This window comes from Kitasatospora sp. LaBMicrA B282, assembly GCF_050325825.1.
In the GTDB taxonomy this organism is placed as follows: domain Bacteria; phylum Actinomycetota; class Actinomycetes; order Streptomycetales; family Streptomycetaceae; genus Kitasatospora.
The window spans coordinates 38289-57629 of sequence record NZ_JBNQTI010000022.1; the positions used below are offsets into that span (position 1 = coordinate 38289).

Consider the following 19341-nt stretch of genomic DNA (forward strand, 5'->3'; position numbering starts at 1 on the left):
CCTTAGGCGGAGGGGAAGATGACCGGTCAGCAGCGCAGCGCTGCACTGTCGTTCGCGCAGCAGCGGCTCTGGTTCCTGGATCAGCTGGAGCCGGGTTCGGTGGAGTACTCGGTCCCGATGGCCTGGCGGCTGACCGGTGCACCGGACGTCGCCGCGCTGCGGTCCGCGCTGGCGCGCGTGGTGGCCCGACACGAGGTGCTGCGGACCGCCTTCGCCGTCGTCGACGACACTCCGCTCCAGGTGGTCTCGGCGCAGCTGCCGGTCGAGCTGCCACTGATCGAGGCGGCGTCCCCGCGAGCGGTCCAGGACGCGCTGACCGCACTGGCGAGCGAACCGTTCGACCTGCAGCAGCCGCCGCTGTGGCGGGCCGCGCTGATCCGCAGCGGACCGGCCGACCACCTCTTCGCCCTCAACCTGCACCACAGCGTGGTGGACGGCTGGTCGACCCAGAACCTGCTCGCGGAGCTGAGCGCCTGCTACAACGCCGCCCTGGCCGGCACCGAGCCGGAGTTGCCCGAGCTGCCGGTGCAGTACGCGGACTACGCCGAGCGGCAGCGCGCGGCGCTGCGCGGGCCCGAGCTCGCGGCGCACCTCGACCACTGGCGCGCGGCGCTGGCCGGCGTCGCACCGCTGGAGCTGCCGACCGACCGACCGCGCCTGGCCACCCGCTCCACCGCGGGTGCCGGTCTGGCGTTCACCGTGCCCGACGAGGTGACCGCCGGGCTGCGGGCGCTGGCCCGGGAGCGGAAGACGACGCCGTTCACCCTGCTGGTCGCGGCGATCCAGCTGCTGCTGGGCCGCTACACGGGGCAGCACGACGTGGCCGTCGGCACGCCCATCGCCAACCGGGACAGCGCGGACGTCGAGGCGCTGATCGGGTTCTTCGTCAACACCCTGGTGCTGCGCACCGACCTGTCCGGCGACCCGAGCTTCGTCGAGCTGCTCGACCGGGTCCGGGAGGTCACGCTGGAGGCCTACGCCCACGCGGAGGTGCCCTTCGACCGGCTGGTGGAGGAGCTGCAGCCGGACCGCGACCCGGGCCGCAGCCCGCTGTTCCAGGTCCTGGTGGTGATGAACGAGCGGATCGACGGCCCAGTGATGAGCGGGCTGGTGGTCGAGGAGCACCCGATCGAGGTGCGCGGCTCCAAGTTCGACCTGACCTTCGCCATGGTCGACGAGGGCGGCGCCCTCTCCGGTGAACTGCGCTACAGCACCGAGCTGTTCGACGCCGACCGGATCGAGCGGACGGCCGGGCACCTGCTCACCCTGCTGGCCGCCGTGGCCGCCGGGCCGCACCGGCGCCTGTCCGAACTGCCGCTGCTGACCGAGCGGGAGCACCGGCGGGCCCTCGACGAGTGGAGCGGCACCACCGCCGAACCGCTCCCGGTCGCCGGGCTGCACCAGCTCGTCGAGGAGCAGGCCCGGGCCTTCCCCGCGCGGACCGCGCTCTTCGACACCGCGGGTCGCAGCCTGACCTACGGGGAGCTGAACGCGCGGGCGAACCGGCTCGCCCACCGGCTGCTGGCCCGCGGTGCCGGACCGGAGCAGCTGGTGGCGATCTGCCTGCCGCGCTCGCTGGAGAGCGTCGTCGCGCTGCTCGCGGTGCTCAAGAGCGGTGCCGCCTACCTGCCGCTCGATCCGGCGCTGCCGGCGGAGCGGCTGGCGTACACGCTCGGCGACGCCGCCGCCCGGCTGGTGCTCGCCGACCGGTCCGGCCCCGCGCTGCCCGCGGAGTACCGGGAGCGCACCCTGTACTGGTCCGACCTCGACTGGGCCGATCCTGCTTGGGCCGACCCCGACCGGGTCGATCCTGCTTGGGCCGATTCCGACCGGCCCGCCGGCTGCGAGGACGACCCGGACGTGGCGGTGGACCCCGCCGGCGCGGCCTACGTGACGTACACCTCGGGCTCGACCGGCCGGCCCAAGGGCGTGGTGACCACCCACCGGGGCGCCGTCTCGCACCTCGCCTTCCTGCGGACCGAGTACCGGCTCGGCCCCGCGGACACCGCGCTCGCGATGGCCGGGGTGGGCTTCGACGCCTCGGTGCGCGAGGTCTTCGGGGCGCTGGCCGCCGGCGCGCAGCTGCTGGTGACCGACCCCGACACCGGCCGCGACCCGGAACGCGTCGTGCAGCTGCTGGTCGACCACCAGGTGACGGTGCTGCTCAGCGTCGTGCCGTCGCTGATGCACCGACTCGCCGCCGTGCCGCTGCCCGACGGGCGGGCGCCGCGGGTGCGACTGGTGCTGAGCAGCGGCGAGCGGCTGCGCTCCGACCGGCTGGCGGGGTGCGACTGGCTCCGGGGCACCGTGGTCAACCAGTTCGGGCCCACCGAGACGACGATGACCACCACGCGCACCCCGGCGCCGGACCGCGACGGCTGGCGCTACGGCGTGGGCCGGCCGATCACCAACAGCCGGATCCACGTGCTCGACGAGGCGCTGTCCCCCTGCCCGGCCGGGGTGCCGGGCGAGCTCTACATCGGCGGCGCCGGCGTGGCGCGCGGCTACCTGGGCCGCCCCGGCCCGACCGCCGAGCGCTTCGTGCCCGACCCCTTCGGCCCGGGGCGCCTCTACCGGACGGGTGACGCCTGCCGGTGGTCGGCGGACGGGGAGTTGGAGTACCTGGGCCGGCTGGACCACCAGGTCAAGATCCGCGGCGTGCGGGTGGAACCCGGCGAGGTCGAGGCGGCGCTGCGGGCCTGCGACGGGGTCACCGACGCGGTGGTGGTGGCCGACGCGGACGCCGTCGGCGAGTCGCGGCTGATCGCCTACCTGGTGGCCGCCGACACCGCGGTGCCGGGCCTGCGCGCCACGCTCGAACGCACGTTGCCGGCGCCGCTGGTCCCGGCCGTGTTCGTCACCCTGCCCGCCCTTCCGCTGACCGCCAACGGCAAGGTGGACCGGCGGGCGCTGCCCGCACCGGACGCGGCCCGCCCCGAGCTGGCCTCGGCCTTCGTGGCCCCGCGCAGCGCCGTCGAGCAGACCGTCGCCGAGGTCTGGGCCGAGGTGCTCGGGCTCGACCAGGTCGGCGTGTTCGACGACTTCTTCGCGCTGGGCGGGCACTCGCTGCTGGCGACCCAGCTGGTCTCCCGGCTGCACCGCCACGGCCTGGACCTCCCGCTGCGGGCGGTCTTCGAAGCCCGGACGGTGGCGGGGCTGGCCGCACTGACGGGCGATGCGGGCCCGGTCGCCCAGGTCCCGATCGGCCCGGTCGCGCGCGACCGGGAGCTCCCGCTGTCGTTCGCGCAGCAACGGCTCTGGTTCCTCGAGCAGTTGCAGCCCGGCAGCAGCGACTACGTGATCAACGTCGGCTGGCGGATGACCGGCGCGCTGGACGCGGCGGCGCTGCGCTCGGCCCTGGTCCGGGTGGTGGCGCGGCACGAGGCGCTGCGCACCGCCCTGGTCACCGACGGCGAGACCCCGCGGCAGGTGGTCTCCCCCACCGTCCCCGTCGAGCTGCCGGTGCTGCCCTTCGACCCGGCCGCGGTCGAGGAGTTCGCCACCCGGCCCTTCGACCTGCGCCGCGCCCCGCTCTGGCGGGCGGCGCTCTTCCAGCAGGCGGCGGACCGGCACGTCCTCGTGCTGGCGCTGCACCACACCATCGGCGACGCCTGGTCGGCCGGCGTGCTGGTCCGCGAGCTGAACCGCTGCTACCGGGCGGCGCTGACCGGGGCGGACCCCGCGCTGCCCGCACTCCCGATCCAGTACGCCGACTTCGCCGCCTGGCAGCGCGACTGGCTGAGCGGGCCGGAGCTGGAGCGGCAACTGGCCTACTGGCGCGGGGCGCTGGCCTCGGCCGGCACGCTGGAACTGGCGACCGACCGGCCCCGGGCCCAGCTGCGCTCCAGTGCGGGGGCCACCCACCGCTTCCTGGTGCCGGCACCGGTGGCGGAGCGGCTGAACGAGCTCGCCCGCGGCCAGGGCGTCACGCTGTTCATGGTGCTGCTGGCCTGCCTGCAGGTGGTGCTGGCGCAGCACAGCGGCCAGCAGGACATCGTGGTCGGCACGCCGATCGCGAACCGGAACCGGCCGGAGCTCGAGCCGCTGGTCGGCTTCTTCGTCAACACCCTGGTGCTGCGCACCGACCTCTCCGGCGACCCGACCTTCGCCGAACTGCTGGACCGGGTCCGCGAGGTGACGCTGAGCGCCTACGAGCACCAGGACCTCCCCTTCGAGCGGCTGGTCGAGGAGCTCCACCCGCAGCGCGACCTCGGCCGCAACCCGCTGTTCCAGGTCATGCTCTCGGTCGACACCACCGAGGCGGTCGGCTGGGAGCTGCCCGGCGTCGAGATCGAGGACTACCCGTTCACCGGGGACCTCGCGAAGTTCGACCTGACCGCGACCTTCTCGGAGGACCCCGACGGCCTGCACGCCACCCTGCGCTACAGCACCGCGCTCTTCGACGCCGACCGGATGACCCGGCTGGCCGCGCAGTTGGGCACCCTGTTCGGCGGCGTCCGTCCCGGCAGCCGGCTCTCCGAGCTGCCCGTGCTGCCCGCGGACGAACACCGCCTGCTGGTGCACGAGCACAACGCCACCGCGGTGCCCTACCCGGCCGACCGGGGGATCCACCAACTGGTGGCGGACCGGGCCCGGACGCAGCCGGACGACCTGGCGGTCAGCGACGAGGACGGCAGCCGCCTGACCTTCGGCGAGCTGAACGCCCGCGCCAACCGCCTCGCCCACCACCTGCGGGCGGCGGGCGTCGGCCCGGACGTGATCGTCGCGGTCTGCCTGCCGCGGCGCGCCGACGTCATCGTGGCGCTGCTGGCCGTCCTCAAGGCGGGCGGCGCCTACCTCCCGCTCGACCCGGAGCACCCCGCCGACCGGGTGGCGTTCCTGCTGACGGACACGGCCGCGCCGGTGCTGGTCACGGCGGACGCGACCGCCGCCACGATCCCGGCCGGCTACCGGGGGCGGGTGGTCAACCTCGACCGCGACGCGTTCGGGCAGTACTCCGCCGCCGATCCCCAGCTGGCCGGTCACCCCGCCCAACTCGCCTACGTGATCTACACCTCGGGCTCCACCGGGGCGCCCAAGGGCGTCCAGGTCACCCAGGGCGGTCTGGCCAACTACCTGCAGTGGGCCGCCCGGAGCTACGCCCCGGACGGGCCGGTCGGCGCGCTGCTGCACTCCCCGCTGATCTTCGACATGTCGGTGACCAGCGTCTTCCTGCCGCTGCTGCAGGGCCGGTCCGTGCACGTGCTGCCGGAGTCCACCGGGCCGGAGGACCTGCTCGCGGCCGGCACCCGGCAGCGGGCCGCGCTGCTCAAGCTCACCCCCGCGCACCTGGCGATCCTCACCGAGGCCGAGACCGCGGCTGCGAGCGGGATCGACGACGCGAGCGGGACCGAGGCTGCGAGCAGCGCCGCCCCCGCGGGACCCGTCACCCACCCCACCGCGCTGGTCCTCGGCGGCGAGCGGCTGCCGACCGCGCTCGCCAACCGGGCCTTCGAGCTGCTCGGCTCGCTGCGCTACCTGGTCAACGAGTACGGCCCCACCGAGACGGTCGTCGGCTGCGCCGTGCACACCATGCGCGGCCCGCGGCTGCCGGCGGACGGTAGCGTGCCGATCGGCCGTCCGATCGCCAACACCCGGCTGTACGTGCTGGACGCCGAGCTGCGGGTCTGCCCCGTCGGCGTGCCGGGCGAGCTGTACATCGGCGGGGACGGCGTGGCGCGCGGCTACCTGGGCCGCCCCGGCCTGACCGCCGAGCGCTTCGTGCCCGACCCCTTCGGCCGCGGGCGGCTCTACCGCTCCGGTGACGTCTGCCGCTGGTCCGCGGCGGGCGAGCTCGAGTACCTGGGCCGGGCGGACCACCAGGTGAAGATCCGCGGCTACCGGATCGAACCCGGCGAGGTCGAGGCCCGGCTGCTGGCCCGGGCGGACGTCGCCGAGGCGGTGGTGGTGGCCCGCGAGGACCTGCCCGGTGACCACCGCCTGGTCGCCTACCTGGTGGCCCGCGATGCGGCGCCGGACACCGCGGAGCTGCGCGACTGGCTGGCGCAGGCGCTGCCGTCGTACCTGGTACCCGCCGCCTTCGTGGTGCTGCCCGAGCTGCCGATCGCCGCCAGCGGCAAGGTGGACCGGGCTGCGCTGCCGGCGCCGGACACCGCCCGCCCGGACCTGGGCGCCCGGCTGGTCGCCCCGCGCACCCCGACCGAGCGGGCGATCGCCCAGGTCTGGTGCCAGGTCCTCGGGCTCGACGAGGTCGGGGTCCACGACGACTTCTTCGCCCTCGGCGGCCACTCCCTGCTGGCCACCCGGGTGGTCTCCCGGCTGGCCCGGGACCACGGCTTCGAGATCCCGCTGCGCCTGCTCTTCGAAGCCCCCACCGTGGCCGAGCTCGCCGAACGCGTCCGCCCCGGCGAGGCCCGGCAGCCCGCGATCGGGCAGGCGGACCGCAGTCGCCCGCTGCCGCTCTCCTTCGGTCAGCAACGGCTCTGGTTCCTCGACCAGTTGGAGCCCGGCAGCGCCGAGTACCTGGTCCCGCTGACCTGGCGGCTGCACGGCCCGCTGGACACCGACGCGCTGCGCACCGCGCTGGCGCACCTGGTGGCCCGCCACGAGGTGCTGCGCACCGCCCTGGTCAGCACCGAGGGCCGGGCCCACCAGCAGATCCTCCCCCACGTGCCGGTCGACCTGCCGGTGCTGCCCGCCGCCGACGCCGCCGACACCCACCGCCAGGTCGCCCGGCTGGCCCGCACCCCGCTGGACCTGTCGCACGCGCCCCTGTGGCGCGCCACGCTGGTGCGCGAGAGCCCCGACGAGCACGTGCTCGTGCTGGTGCTGCACCACAGCGTGGCCGACGCCTGGTCGGCCGGCGTGCTGGTGCGCGAGCTCGGCGCCGGTTACCGGGCCGCCCGCACCGGAGCGGACCCCGCGCTGCCCGCACTGCCGATCCAGTACGCCGACTACGCCGCCTGGCAGCGCGAGTGGCTGCAGGGTCCGGTCCTGGCGGGCCAACTGGAGTACTGGCGCCAGGCGCTGGCCGCCCTCACCCCCCTCGAGCTGCCCACCGACCGCCCCCGCGGCGCCACCCGCGCCACCGACGGCGCAACCGTCGACTTCACCGTCCCCGACGACGTCGCCGACCACCTGCGCCGCCTCGCCGCCGACCGCCGGGTCACCCTCTTCATGGTGCTGCTCGGCTGCCTCCAAGTCCTGCTCGCCCGCCACAGCGGGCAGGACGACATCGTGGTCGGCACCCCGATCGCGGGCCGCAACCGGTCCGAGAGCGAGCCGCTGGTCGGCTTCTTCGTCAACACCCTGGTGCTGCGCACCGACCTCTCCGGCGACCCCACCTTCGGCGAACTCCTCGACCGGGTGCGCGAGGTGACGCTGGGCGCCTACGAACACCAGGACCTCCCCTTCGAGCGCCTGGTCGACGAGCTGCACCCCGAGCGCGACCTCAGCCGCACCCCCCTCTTCCAGGTCATGCTCTCCGTCGACACCACCGAGACCGTCGACTGGAACCTGCCCGACGTCCACGCCGAGGAGTACCCCCTCAGCACGGCCACCGCGAAGTTCGACCTGACCGCGGCGTTCGCGGACGGCCCCGACGGGCTGCGCGGCATACTGCGGTACAGCACCGCGCTCTTCGACGCCGACCGGATCGCCCGGATGGCCACCCACCTGGTCACCCTGCTCGCCGCCGCGGCCGCCGATCCCGAGGTCCGGCTCTCGGACCTGCCGCTGCTGCCGGCCGAGGAGCGGCGGCAGGTGCTCGACGGCGGACGGCAGCACCAGCCCGACCTGCCGGGCGACGCGACCCTGCACCAGCTGGTCGAGGCGCAGGCCCGCCGCCACCCCGGGCGCCCCGCGGTGAGCGACACCACGGGCGCCGCCCTGACGTACGGCGAACTCAACCGCCGGGCCAACCGGGTGGCCCACCGGCTGCGCGCGTTGGGCGTCGGGCCGGACACCATGGTGGGTGTCGCCATGGCCCGGACGGTGGACACGGTCGTCGCGCTGCTGGCCGTCGTCAAGGCGGGCGGCGCCTACCTGCCGCTGGACCCCGACTACCCGACCGAGCGCACCGCGTTCCTGATCGCGGACGCCGGCGTCCAGGTGGTGATCACCGACGGAACCGCGCCGGTGGACCACCCGGGTCACACCGTGGACCTCGGCCGCGACCGCTTCGAGGACCAGCCGGCCCACGACCCGGCCCCGCTCGGCGGCCCCGACCACCTGGCGTACGTCATCTACACCTCGGGCTCCACCGGGCGGCCGAAGGGCGTGCTGACGACCCACCGCAACGCCGTGCGCCTCTTCGACGCCACCCAGGGCGACTTCGGGTTCGACGAGGAGGCCGTGTGGCTCTCCACCCACAGCTACGCGTTCGACTTCTCGGTCTGGGAGATCTGGGGGGCGCTGACCCGGGGCGGGCAGAGCGTCATCGCCTCCAAGGCGGTGGCCCGCGATCCCGAACGGCTGGCCGCGGTCGTCGCCGCGAGTCGGGTGACCATGCTGAGCCAGACGCCCACCGCCTTCCAGCAGCTGATGCCGGTGCTGCTGGCCGCCGGTCCGGCCGAGCTGCGATACGTGGTCTTCGGCGGCGAGGCGCTGGACCTGACCGCGCTGCGGCCGTGGTTCGCGGACCCGCGGGCGGCCCGGGTCACCTTGGTCAACATGTACGGCATCACCGAGACCACCGTGCACGCCACGCTGCTCCCGCTCGACGCCGGGACCCGGGGCGACGCCGCCGCCAGTCCGATCGGCCGCCCGCTGGCCGACCTGCGCGCCTACGTGCTGGACGCGGCGATGGCGCTCTGCCCGATCGGGGTGCCCGGCGAGCTGTACCTCGGCGGGCGGGCGCTGGCCCGCGGCTACCTCGGTAGGCCGGGGCTCACCGCCGAGCGGTTCGTGCCGGACCCCTTCGGCACCGGGCGGCTCTACCGCTCCGGTGACGTCTGCCGGTGGTCCGCCACGGGCGAGTTGGAGTACCTGGGCCGGGCGGACCACCAGGTGAAGATCCGCGGCTACCGGATCGAGCTGGGCGAGATCGAGGCCCGCCTGCTCGCGCTGGAGGACGTGGCCGAGGCCGTGGTGCTGGCCCGCGAGGACGTCCCGGGGACCCGGCGCCTGGTGGCCTACCTGGTCATGGCGGGACCCGAGCGCCCGGTCCCGGTGCTGCGGGCCTGGCTGGAGCAGACCCTGCCGACCTACATGGTCCCGGCCGCCTTCGTCGTGCTGCCGCAGCTGCCGCTGACGGCCAGCGGCAAGGTCGACCGGCACGCCCTGCCGGCCCCGGACGCGGCCCGCCCGGACCTCGGCCGGCGGTTCGTCGGCCCGCGCACGCCGGTCGAGCAGGTGATCGCCACCGCCTGGTGCCAGGTGCTGGGGATCGAACGGGCCGGCGTGCACGACAACTTCTTCGACCTGGGCGGCGACTCGATCCTCAGCATCCAGATCGTCGCCCGGGCCGCGGCCAACGGGGTGCACCTCACCCCGCGCCTGGTCTTCGAGCACCAGACCATCGCCGAACTGGCCACCGCCGCCCGCACCGCCCCCGCCCGCGAGGCCGAGCAGGGGACGGTGACCGGGCAGGCGCCGCTCACGCCGATCCAGCACTGGTTCTTCGCCCGCGACCTGCCGGAGCGTCAGCACTACAACCAGTCCGTCATCGTGACCGTGCCGGACGACCTGACCACCGCGGAGGCCGAGGCCCTGCTGCGCGACCTGCTGCGGCAGCACGACGCGCTGCGGATGCGCTTCCACCGACGGGCCGACGGCTGGGTCCAGCAGAACGCGGCCGAGGAGCCGGGCCAGGTGCTGTGGACGGCCGACCTGTCGGCCGACCCGGCCGGCCTGGCGGAGCACGCCGACCGGGTGCAGGCCGGCCTCGACCTGGCCGGCGGCCCAGTGTTCCGGGCGCTGCTGGCCGACCTCGGCGCCGCCGGCCGCCGGCTGCTGCTGGTCGCCCACCACCTGGTGGTCGACGGGGTGTCCTGGCGCATCCTGCTGGACGACCTGGCGGCCGGCTACCGGCGGCTGCGGGAGGGCGGGCCCGCCGAGCCGCCCGCCAAGACCACCTCCTTCGTGCGCTGGGCCACCCTGCTGGCCGCGTACGCCGACTCGCCGGACGCCCGGGAGGACCTGCTGTACTGGCAGAAGGCGGTCGCCGAGCCCGTCCCGCTGCCGCTGGACTTCCCCGACGGCCGCAACACCGTGGCCTCGGCCGCCACCGAGCAGCGCGAGCTGACCGCCGACCGGACCCGCACCCTGCTGACCGACGTGCCCGCCGCCTACCGCACCCGGATCAACGACGTGCTGCTGACCGCGCTGGCCCTCACCCTGCGGGATCGGGTGACGGCCCGCAGCATGGCGGTGGACGTCGAGGGGCACGGCCGCGAGGACCACCTGGTGCCCGGCGCCGACCTGTCCCGCACGGTCGGCTGGTTCACCTCGATCTACCCGGTCTGCCTGGGCGTGGCGCCCGGGCAGGGGCTCGCCGAGGCGCTCAAGGAGACCAAGCAGACGCTGCGCGAGGTGCCGCACGACGGCATCGGCTACGGCATCTTGCGCCACCTCGGGGGTGCCGGCGACACCCTCGCCGGCGGCGGCGACCAGGTGCTCTTCAACTACCTCGGCCAGTTCGACAACGTGCTCTCCGGCGGGCGGGCCTTCGGCGACGCGGCGGAGACCCGGGGGCGCGGCCAGGCCGCGTCCGGCACCCGGTCGCACGTGCTGGAGATCAACTCCGAGATCAGCGGCGGGGTCCTGCGGATCCGGTTCGGCTACTCCAGCGCGCTGCACCGGCGCACGTGGGCCGCCCGGTTCGCCGACGACTACCTGGGGCACCTCGAAGCGCTGATCGACCACTGCGTGACACCTGGCAACTCGGGCGCGGTACCGGCCGACTTCCCGTTGGCCGCCGGCCTCGACCAGGAAACCCTCGACGCGATCCTCACCGAGTACGGAAGGGGCGAGTGATGGTCAGGCCAGCGCTCGAAGACATCCTGCCACTGTCGCCGATGCAGGAGGGGATGCTCTTCCACTCCCTGCTCGACCCGGACGGCGGGGTGGACTTCGAGCAGTTGCTCTACCGCCTCGACGGGGTGCTGGACACCGCCGCGCTGTCGACGGCCTGGCAGTCGGTGGTCGCCCGGCACGCTGCGCTGCGCGCCCGGCTGCGCTGGCAGGGCGTCGAGCGGCCGCTCCAGCTGATCGAACGCGAGGTGACCGTTCCGGTGACCGAGCTGGACTGGTCGGACCTGGCGGCGCCCGACCGCGCCGCCCGACTGGAGAGTTGGCTGGAGCAGGACCGCGCGGCCGGCTTCACCCTGTCCCGGGCGCCGCTGCTGCGGATCGCCCTGGTGCGGACGGCGCCGGCCGAACACCTGATGGTGATGAGCTTCCACCACGCGATCCTGGACGGCTGGAGCGTGCGGCTGGTGCTGCGCGAGGTGATGGCCTGTTACCGCAGCGCCCGGGAGGGCCGCGCGCCGGAGCTGGAGCCGGCGCCGCCGTTCGCCTCCTTCCTCCGCTGGCTGGGCGGGCGCGACGAGCAGGAGGCCGCGCGTTACTGGGCGGCGGAGCTGGGCGGGGTCACCAGCCCCACCCAGGTGGTGGGCGAGCGGCGCACCGGGCTGTCCGGCTTCGCGGCCGAGGGGTTCGCGCTGACCCGGGAGGAGTCCGAGCGGCTGCGCGCCTTCGCCCGCACCCAGCGGGTGACCGTCAACACCCTGGTCCAGGGGGCCTGGGGCCTGCTGCTGTCGCGCTACAGCGGTGACCGGGACGTCGTCTTCGGCGCGACCATGAGCCTGCGCCCGGCCGAGGTCGACCGGGTCGAGGCCATGGTCGGGCTGATGATCAACACGCTGCCCATGAAGGTGCACACCGACCCGGACGCCCGGGTCGGCGGGTGGCTGCGCGAGGTGCAGGACGCCCAGCTGCGGCTGCGCCAGTTCGACTACACCCCGCTGGTGGAGGCCCAGCGCCGCAGCGGCGTCCCGAAGGGCACTCCCCTCTTCGACACCCTGCTCGTCTTCGAGAACTACCCGGCCGCCCGGCCGGAGGACAAGCACGCCGAGGGTCTGGAGCTGACCGCGGTGGGCGCGGTGGAGCGCAACGGCTACCCGCTCAGCGTCGTCGCCGCGATCCGCGACCTGCTGCGGATCGAGGTCACCTACGACCGGCAGCTCTTCGACCAGGAGCGGATCGGCCGGCTGACCGGACACCTGCGCACCCTGCTCACCGGCCTGATCGCCGACCCGGACGCCCGGCTCGGCGACGTCCCGATGCTGACCGCGCCGGAGCGCGAGCTGCTGGTCCACGGCTGGAACGACACGCGGGCCGACTACCCGTCCGAGGCCTGCGTCCACCAGCTCTTCGAACGGCAGGCCGCCGCCCACCCCGAGCGGCCCGCCCTGCACGACTTCGACGGCAGCACGCTGAGCTACGGCGAGCTGAACGCCCGGGCCAACCGGCTCGCCCACCACCTCCGGGCGCTGGGTGCCGGTCCGGAACGCTGCGTCGGGCTGTGCGCCACGCCGTCGGTGGCGGCCGTCATCGGCATCCTGGGCATCCTGAAGTCCGGGGCCGCGTACGTGCCCCTCGACCCCGAACACCCCGCGCAGCGGCTGGGGTTCATGCTCGGGGACACCGCCGCCGCCCTGGTGGTCTCCGAGCAGGGGACGGCCGAGCGCCTGCCGGCGGAGCACCGCGAGCGGGCGGTCGTGCTGGACGCCCGGGTGTCGGTGGCCGCCGGCCTGCCGGAGACCGACCCGACCACGCCGACCAGGGCCGACGGCCTCGCCTACGTGATGTACACCTCCGGCTCGACCGGCAGGCCCAAGGGCGTCCTGGTGCCGCACCGGGGTCTGGTGAACTACCTCTGGTGGTGCATCGAGGGGTACGGGCTGCAGGGGGCCTCGGGCGCGCCGATGCTCGGCTCGATCGCCGCCGACCTGGGCATGCCCAACTACCTGCTGCCACTGATCGGCGGCAGGGACGTGACGCTGCTGCCGGCCGAGCGCAGCCTGGACTCGCTGCGCGAACGGCTGTTGGTGCCGGGCGACTTCAGCCTGCTCAAGATCACGCCCGGCCACATCGACGTGCTCCGCTCCACCCTGGGGGACCAGCAGGTCGACTCGGTGCGCACCTTCGTCATCGGCGCCGACGAGGTCAAGCCGGAGACCATGGCGGCCTGGCGGAAGATCGCCCCGGGGTCCCGGGTGATCAACGAGTACGGCCCGACCGAGACGGTGGTCGGCTGCTCGATCTACCTGGCCGGGGACGACTTCGACCCCGCGGTGCCGGTCCCGATCGGGCGGCCGATCGCCAACACCTTCATGTACGTGCTGGACGACGAGCTCGAGCCGGTGCCCGCCGGGGTGGTCGGCGAGCTGTTCATCGGCGGGGACGGCGTGGCCCGCGGCTACCTCAACCGGCCCACGGTCACCGCGGAGAAGTTCGTTCCCGACCCCTTCGCCGGGGGCCGGATGTACCGCACCGGGGACCTGGCGCGCTGGCGCGCGGACGGGGAGCTGGAGTTCCTCGGCCGGATCGACCACCAGGTGAAGATCCGCGGCTACCGGGTCGAACTGGGCGAGATCGAGGCCCGGTTGCTGGCCCGGGCGGACGTCACCGAGGCGGTGGTGGTGGCCCGCGAGGACGTCCCGGGCGACCGGCGGCTGGTGGCGTACCTGGTGGCCGACGGTGCGGTGCCGGAGACCGCGGAGCTGCGCGGCTGGCTGGAGCAGGCGCTGCCGTCGTACATGGTGCCGGCCACCTTCGTCGTGCTGCCCGCGCTGCCGCTGTCGCAGATCGGCAAGGTGGACCGCGGTGCGCTGCCGGCGCCGGACACCGCCCGCCCGGACCTGGGCGCCCGGCTGGTCGCCCCGCGCACCCCGACCGAGCGGGCGATCGCCGAGGTGTGGTGCCACGTCCTGGGGCTCGACGAGGTGGGCGTGCACGACGACTTCTTCGCCCTCGGCGGCCACTCGCTGCTGGCCACCCGGGTGGTCTCCCGGCTGGCCAAGGAGCACGGCTTCGAGGTCCCGCTGCGGCTGCTCTTCGAGGCCCCCACCGTGGGCGAGCTGGCCGAGCGCGTCCACCCCAGCGAGGCGCAGCAGCCCGCGATCGGGCCGGCGGACCGCAGCCGCCCGCTGCCGCTCTCCTTCGGTCAGCAACGACTCTGGTTCCAGGACCAGTTGGAGCCCGGCAGCGCCGAGTACCTGGTGCCGCTGGCCTGGCGGCTGCAGGGCCCGCTGGACGTCGAGGCACTGCGGACGGCCCTGGCCCGGGTGGTGGCGCGGCACGAGGTGCTGCGCACCGCCCTGGTCACCGACGGGGAGACCCCGCGGCAGGTGGTCTCCCCCACCGTCCCGGTGGAGCTGCCGGTACTGCCGTTCGACCCGGCCGCGGTCAAAGAGTTCGCCGGCAGCCCGTTCGACCTGCGCCGCGCCCCGCTCTGGCGGGCGGCGCTCTTCCAACAGGCGGCGGACCGGCACGTCTTCGTCCTGGTACTGCACCACAGCGCGGGTGACGCCTGGTCGGCCGGTGTGCTGGTGCGTGAACTGACTGCCGGCTACCGGGCCGCCCGTACCGGAGCGGACCTCGCGCTACCCGAACTGCCGCTCCAGTACGCCGACTTCGCTGCCTGGCAGCGCGAGTCCCCGGTGCACGGCCGGCTGTTGGCGGGCCAACTGGAGTACTGGCGCCAGGCGCTGGCCGCCCTCACCCCCCTCGAACTGCCCACCGACCGCCCGCGCGGCGCCACCCGCGCCACCGACGGCGCAGCGGTCAACTTCACTGTCCCGGACAACGTTGCCGACCAGCTGCGCCGCCTCGCCGCCGACCGCCGGGTCACCCTCTTCATGGTGCTGCTCGGCTGCCTCCAGGTCCTGCTCGCCCGCCACAGCGGGCAGGACGACATCGTGGTCGGCACCCCGATCGCGGGCCGCAACCGGTCCGAGACCGAGCCGCTGGTCGGCTTCTTCGTCAACACCCTGGTGCTGCGCACCGACCTCTCCGGCGACCCCACCTTCACCGAACTCCTCGACCGCGTCCGCGAGGTGACCCTGGGCGCCTACGAACACCAGGACCTCCCCTTCGAGCGCCTGGTCGAGGAACTCCACCCCGAGCGCGACCTCAGCCGCACCCCCCTCTTCCAGGTCATGCTCTCCATCGACACCACCGAGACCGTCGGCTGGAACCTGCCCGACGTCCACGCCGAGAACTACGCCCTCACCGCGGGTCAGGTGAAGGTCGACCTCACCACCGCCTTCGCCGACACCGACCAGGGCATGTTCGGCACCCTGCGGTACAGCACCGCGCTCTTCGACGCCGACCGGATCACCCGGATGGCCACCCACCTGGTCACCCTGCTGACCGCCGTGGCCGCCGATCCCGAGGTCCGCCTGTCGCAGCTGCCGCTGCTGCCGCCGCAGGAGTACCGGCAGGTGGTGCGCGAGTGGAACGGCACCCCCCGGCCGACCGGCGGCACGCTGCTGCACGAGTTGGTGCAGGAACAGGCCGCACTGCGGCCGGACGCCGTCGCATTGATCAGCGGCCAGGACGGGACCGAGCTGAGCTACGGCGACCTCGACGCCCGGTCGAACCAACTGGCGCACCACCTGCGGTCGCTGGGCGTCGGACCCGAATCGCTGGTGGGGATCTGCCTGCCGCGCTCCGTCGAGGCCGTCCTCGCCCGACTGGCCGTGCTCAAGGCGGGCGGCGCCTACCTGGCGCTGGACCCGGACCTGCCGGCCGAGCGGCTGGCGTTCATGCTCGCCGACACCACCGCCACCACCGTGCTGACCTCGAAGGACGCGCTGGAGGTGCTGCCCGAGCGGTACCGGGAGCGGGCCCTGCTGGTGGCGGACCCCGACTGGCAGGACCTGCCCGCGCACGCCCCGAAAACGGCGGTCGCCCCCGGCAACGCGGCGTACGTGACCTACACCTCCGGCTCCACCGGCCGCCCGAAGGGCGTGCTGACCACGCACGCCAACGCGGTCTCCCACCTGCAGTTCCTGCGCGCGGAGTACGACCTCGGCCCGGGCGACACCGCCGTGGCGCTCTCGGGCGTGGGCTTCGACTCCTCGGTGCGGGAGACCTTCGGCGCCCTCGGCTCCGGCGCCCGGCTGGTGGTCGCACCCCCTGGGGCGGGCCGGGACCCCGAGGGCTTGGTGGAGTTGCTCGCCGCGCACCGGGTGACGGTCGTGCCGAGCGTGGTCCCCTCGCTGCTGTACGACCTGGCCGCCGCGCCGGGCGTCCCGGACGCGGTGCGGCTGGTGCTGGCCAGCGGCGAGCGGCTGCGGGCCGACCGGATCACCGGGTGCGGGTGGCTGCACGGCAAGGTGGTCAACCAGTTCGGCCCGACCGAGGCCACCATGACCACCTCCCGGGTCCGGCTCGGCGAGCAGGACGGCTGGCGCTACCGCGTCGGGCGGCCGATCACCAACGCCCAGGTGTACGTGCTGGACGAGCACTTCGCGGTCTGCCCGGTCGGCGTCCCCGGCCAGCTCTGCATCGGCGGCGCCGGCGTCGCCCGCGGCTACCTGGGCCGACCCGGGCTCACCGCCGAGCGCTTCGTACCGAACCCCTTCGGCCCCGGACGGCTGTACCTGACCGGGGACGTCTGCCGCTGGTCCGCGGACGGGGAGCTGGAGCACCTCGGCCGCAGCGACCACCAGGTCAAGCTGCGCGGCTTCCGGGTCGAGCCCGCCGAGATCGAGGCCAGGCTGCTCGCCTTCCCGGGGATCACCGCCGCCGTCGTCACCGCCGGCGCGGACGCCCTCGGTGACCTGCGGCTGGTCGCCCACCTGGTGGCCGCCGCGGCGGAGCCGTCGGTGACCGCCGTGCGGGACTGGCTGGCCGCCGCGCTGCCCGAGCACCTGGTACCCGCCGCCTTCGTCTTCCTGCCGGCCCTCCCGCTGACCCCGAACGGGAAGGTGGACCGCTCGGCGCTGCCCGAGCCGGGCGCCGAACGACCCGGGCTGGACGCCGGGTTCACCGCGCCGCGCACCCACTGGGAGGAGCTGGTGGCGGCCATCTGGTCCCAGGTGCTGGGCATCGAGCGGATCGGCGTGCACGACGACTTCTTCGCACTCGGCGGCCACTCGCTGCTCGCCACCCACGTGGTCGCCCGGCTGCGCGCCCGGCACGGCGTCTCGCTGCCGCTGCGCACCGTCTTCGACCGGCCCACCGTCGCGCAGTTGGCGGCGTTCGTCGCGGACGGCCCGGCCGGCCGCGAGCAGGTCCCCGGGCTGGTGGAGCTGAACGCGAGCGAGGTGCGGCGGACCCTGTTCTGCGTCCACGAGGGCACCGGCAGCATCACCGGCTACTACGAGACGGCCCGGATCCTGCGCTCCGAGTGCTCGCTGGTCGGGATCGAGTTCGACGAGCGCCTGGTCGACGCCGCCGCACCCGACCCGCTGAGCGCGATGGCCGCCGCCTATGTCGACCTGGTCCGCAAGCGCCAGCCGCACGGCCCCTACCTGCTGTGCGGGTGGTCCATGGGCGGGGTGGTCGCCTACGAGATGGCCGCCCAGCTGACCAGGGCCGGCCAGCAGGTCGAGTGGGTCGGCCTGGTCGACTCCGTGGTGTCCGCGCCGGAGACGGCGAACCGCAACCGGGTCGACCGGCTGCTGGACGAACTCATCGCCCGGTGCGCCGACATCGACGAGCAGGACTGGAACGAGCTGGCGGAGCAGCACCTGACCGGGCACCTGCGCCAGTTGGACCTGCGGGTGGAGCAGATCGGCCTGGGCAAGCAGGCCCTGACGGCCCGGCTGCGCCGCAACCGCTTCTTCCGCGAGGCCAAGCGCAACTACCGGCCCGCGCCCGCAGACGTGCCGCTGCACGTGCTCAAGGCGGTCGACGGGAACTGGGACTGGTCGTTCTTCGAGGCCTGGCGCAGCTACGCGCCCGGGGTCGAGTTCCTCGAGGTCCCGGGCACCCACCTGTCGGTGATGGAACGTCCGCAGCTGGACCGGGTGATCAGCTGGCTGCGCGCCGGCCTGCGGCTCGGCGACGGCGACCGCGGAGCCGGGCGATGACGACCTCGGACAGCCTGGGCACCGGTGAGCGGGTCGACCAGGGGCCGCCGCAGGTGCCGCTGGGCCGCAACCGCGACTTCCGGCTGCTGTGGATCAGCCAGCTCGCCTCCATCCTCGGCAGCCGGATGTCCTACGTGGCCTACCCGCTGCTGGTCCTGGCCCTCACCGGGTCACCGGTGCTGGCCGGCCTGATCGGCACCGTGCGGGCCGTCCCGCGCTGGCTGTTCGGCCTGCACGCCGGCCTGATCGCCGACCGCTTCGACCGCCGCCGGCTGATGCTGACCTGCGACCTGGTGAGCTTCGTGGCGGTCGGCAGCATCGTCGTCGGGCTGGCCACCGGTGTCCTGGGCTACTGGCAGATCATCGTGGTCGCGCTGGTCGAGGGCACGGCCGCCATCCTCTTCACCCCGGCCGAGGTCGGCACGCTGCGGCACATCGTGCCGGCCGGCCAGCTGCGAACGGCGACCGCCACCAACGAGGCCCGCGAGTACGGAGCGATGCTGGCCGGCCCCTCGATCGGCGGCGCGCTGTTCGCCGCCACCCGGTGGCTGCCGTTCGCCGGCGACGCGCTCTCCTACCTCGTCTCCTTCGCCACCGTCTCGGCGATCAGGACCAGGATCCCGCCCCCGCCACCACCGGCGGAGGGCTCCCGGTTCAAGTTCCGGGGAGTCAAGGAGGGGCTGAACTGGCTGATGCGCCAGCGCTTCCTGCGGGCCAGCGTGCTCATGGTCGCGGCGAGCAACATGGTGGGCAACGCCATGCCGACCCTGCTGGTGGTCGTCGCCCACGAGCGCGGCAGTTCCCCGGCACTGGTCGGTCTGATGCTCACGCTCTCCGGCGCGGGCGGCCTGCTGGGGTCGATGTTCGCGGGCTGGGCCGCGGACCGGGTCTCCGCCTCGACGGTGGTCGTCGGGTTCCCCTGGGTGTGGGCGGCCCTGCTGCCGCTGATGCTGCTGCCCGGGAACATCGTCCTGCTGGGCGTGGTCTTCGGCCTGATGCTGGCGGCGGCACCGCTGTGGAACTCGGTGCTCGCGACCTACCGCATCGTGCTGGTGCCCGACGAACTGCAGGGCCGGGTGGACAGCGCCTGCCGCTTCTTCAGCCAGTCGGTGAGCCCGCTCAGCCCGCTGGTGGCCGGTGTGCTGCTGCGCTACACCGACTCCACCACCACACTGCTCGCCTGCTTCGCCTGGATGGTGGCGCTGGGCATCGTCGGCCTGCTGGTCCCGGTGCTGCGCCACCCGCCCGAGATCCCCGACGCCCTGGACCCCGCGACCACCTGAGGCAGCGGGCCGGGCACCACCCATCCACCCCACCCACGGACACCAGGAAGGAC

General features: G+C 74.4%; 3 protein-coding genes. All 3 read left to right on the plus strand.

Annotated features, from left to right (window positions below; all coding sequences use genetic code 11):
- Positions 1–18: 18 nt before the first annotated feature.
- The 3 genes from ACQRUO_RS09295 to ACQRUO_RS09305 are packed head-to-tail and all read left to right on the plus strand — an operon-like array spanning position 19 to position 19288.
- A complete protein-coding gene (locus ACQRUO_RS09295; RefSeq protein ID WP_428315280.1) occupies positions 19–10935 on the plus strand; it encodes an amino acid adenylation domain-containing protein in 10917 nt (3638 codons plus the stop codon).
- On the plus strand, positions 10935–18005 hold the full coding sequence (locus ACQRUO_RS09300) for an amino acid adenylation domain-containing protein (RefSeq protein ID WP_428315281.1): 7071 nt from the start codon (positions 10935–10937) through the stop codon (positions 18003–18005). Before ACQRUO_RS09295 ends, ACQRUO_RS09300 begins: the two co-directional genes overlap by 1 nt.
- Complete coding sequence (locus ACQRUO_RS09305; RefSeq protein WP_428315282.1) at positions 18002–19288, plus strand: MFS transporter; 1287 nt, start codon at positions 18002–18004, stop codon at positions 19286–19288. Before ACQRUO_RS09300 ends, ACQRUO_RS09305 begins: the two co-directional genes overlap by 4 nt.
- Positions 19289–19341: the final 53 nt, after the last annotated feature.

Bases quoted from the DNA above. Each gene is read 5' to 3' on its own strand.
- ACQRUO_RS09295 (WP_428315280.1), top strand. From the start codon at position 19: ATGACCGGTCAGCAGCGCAGCGCTGCACTGTCGTTCGCGCAGCAGCGG.
- ACQRUO_RS09300 (WP_428315281.1), top strand. From the start codon at position 10,935: ATGGTCAGGCCAGCGCTCGAAGACATCCTGCCACTGTCGCCGATGCAG.
- ACQRUO_RS09305 (WP_428315282.1), top strand. From the start codon at position 18,002: ATGACGACCTCGGACAGCCTGGGCACCGGTGAGCGGGTCGACCAGGGG.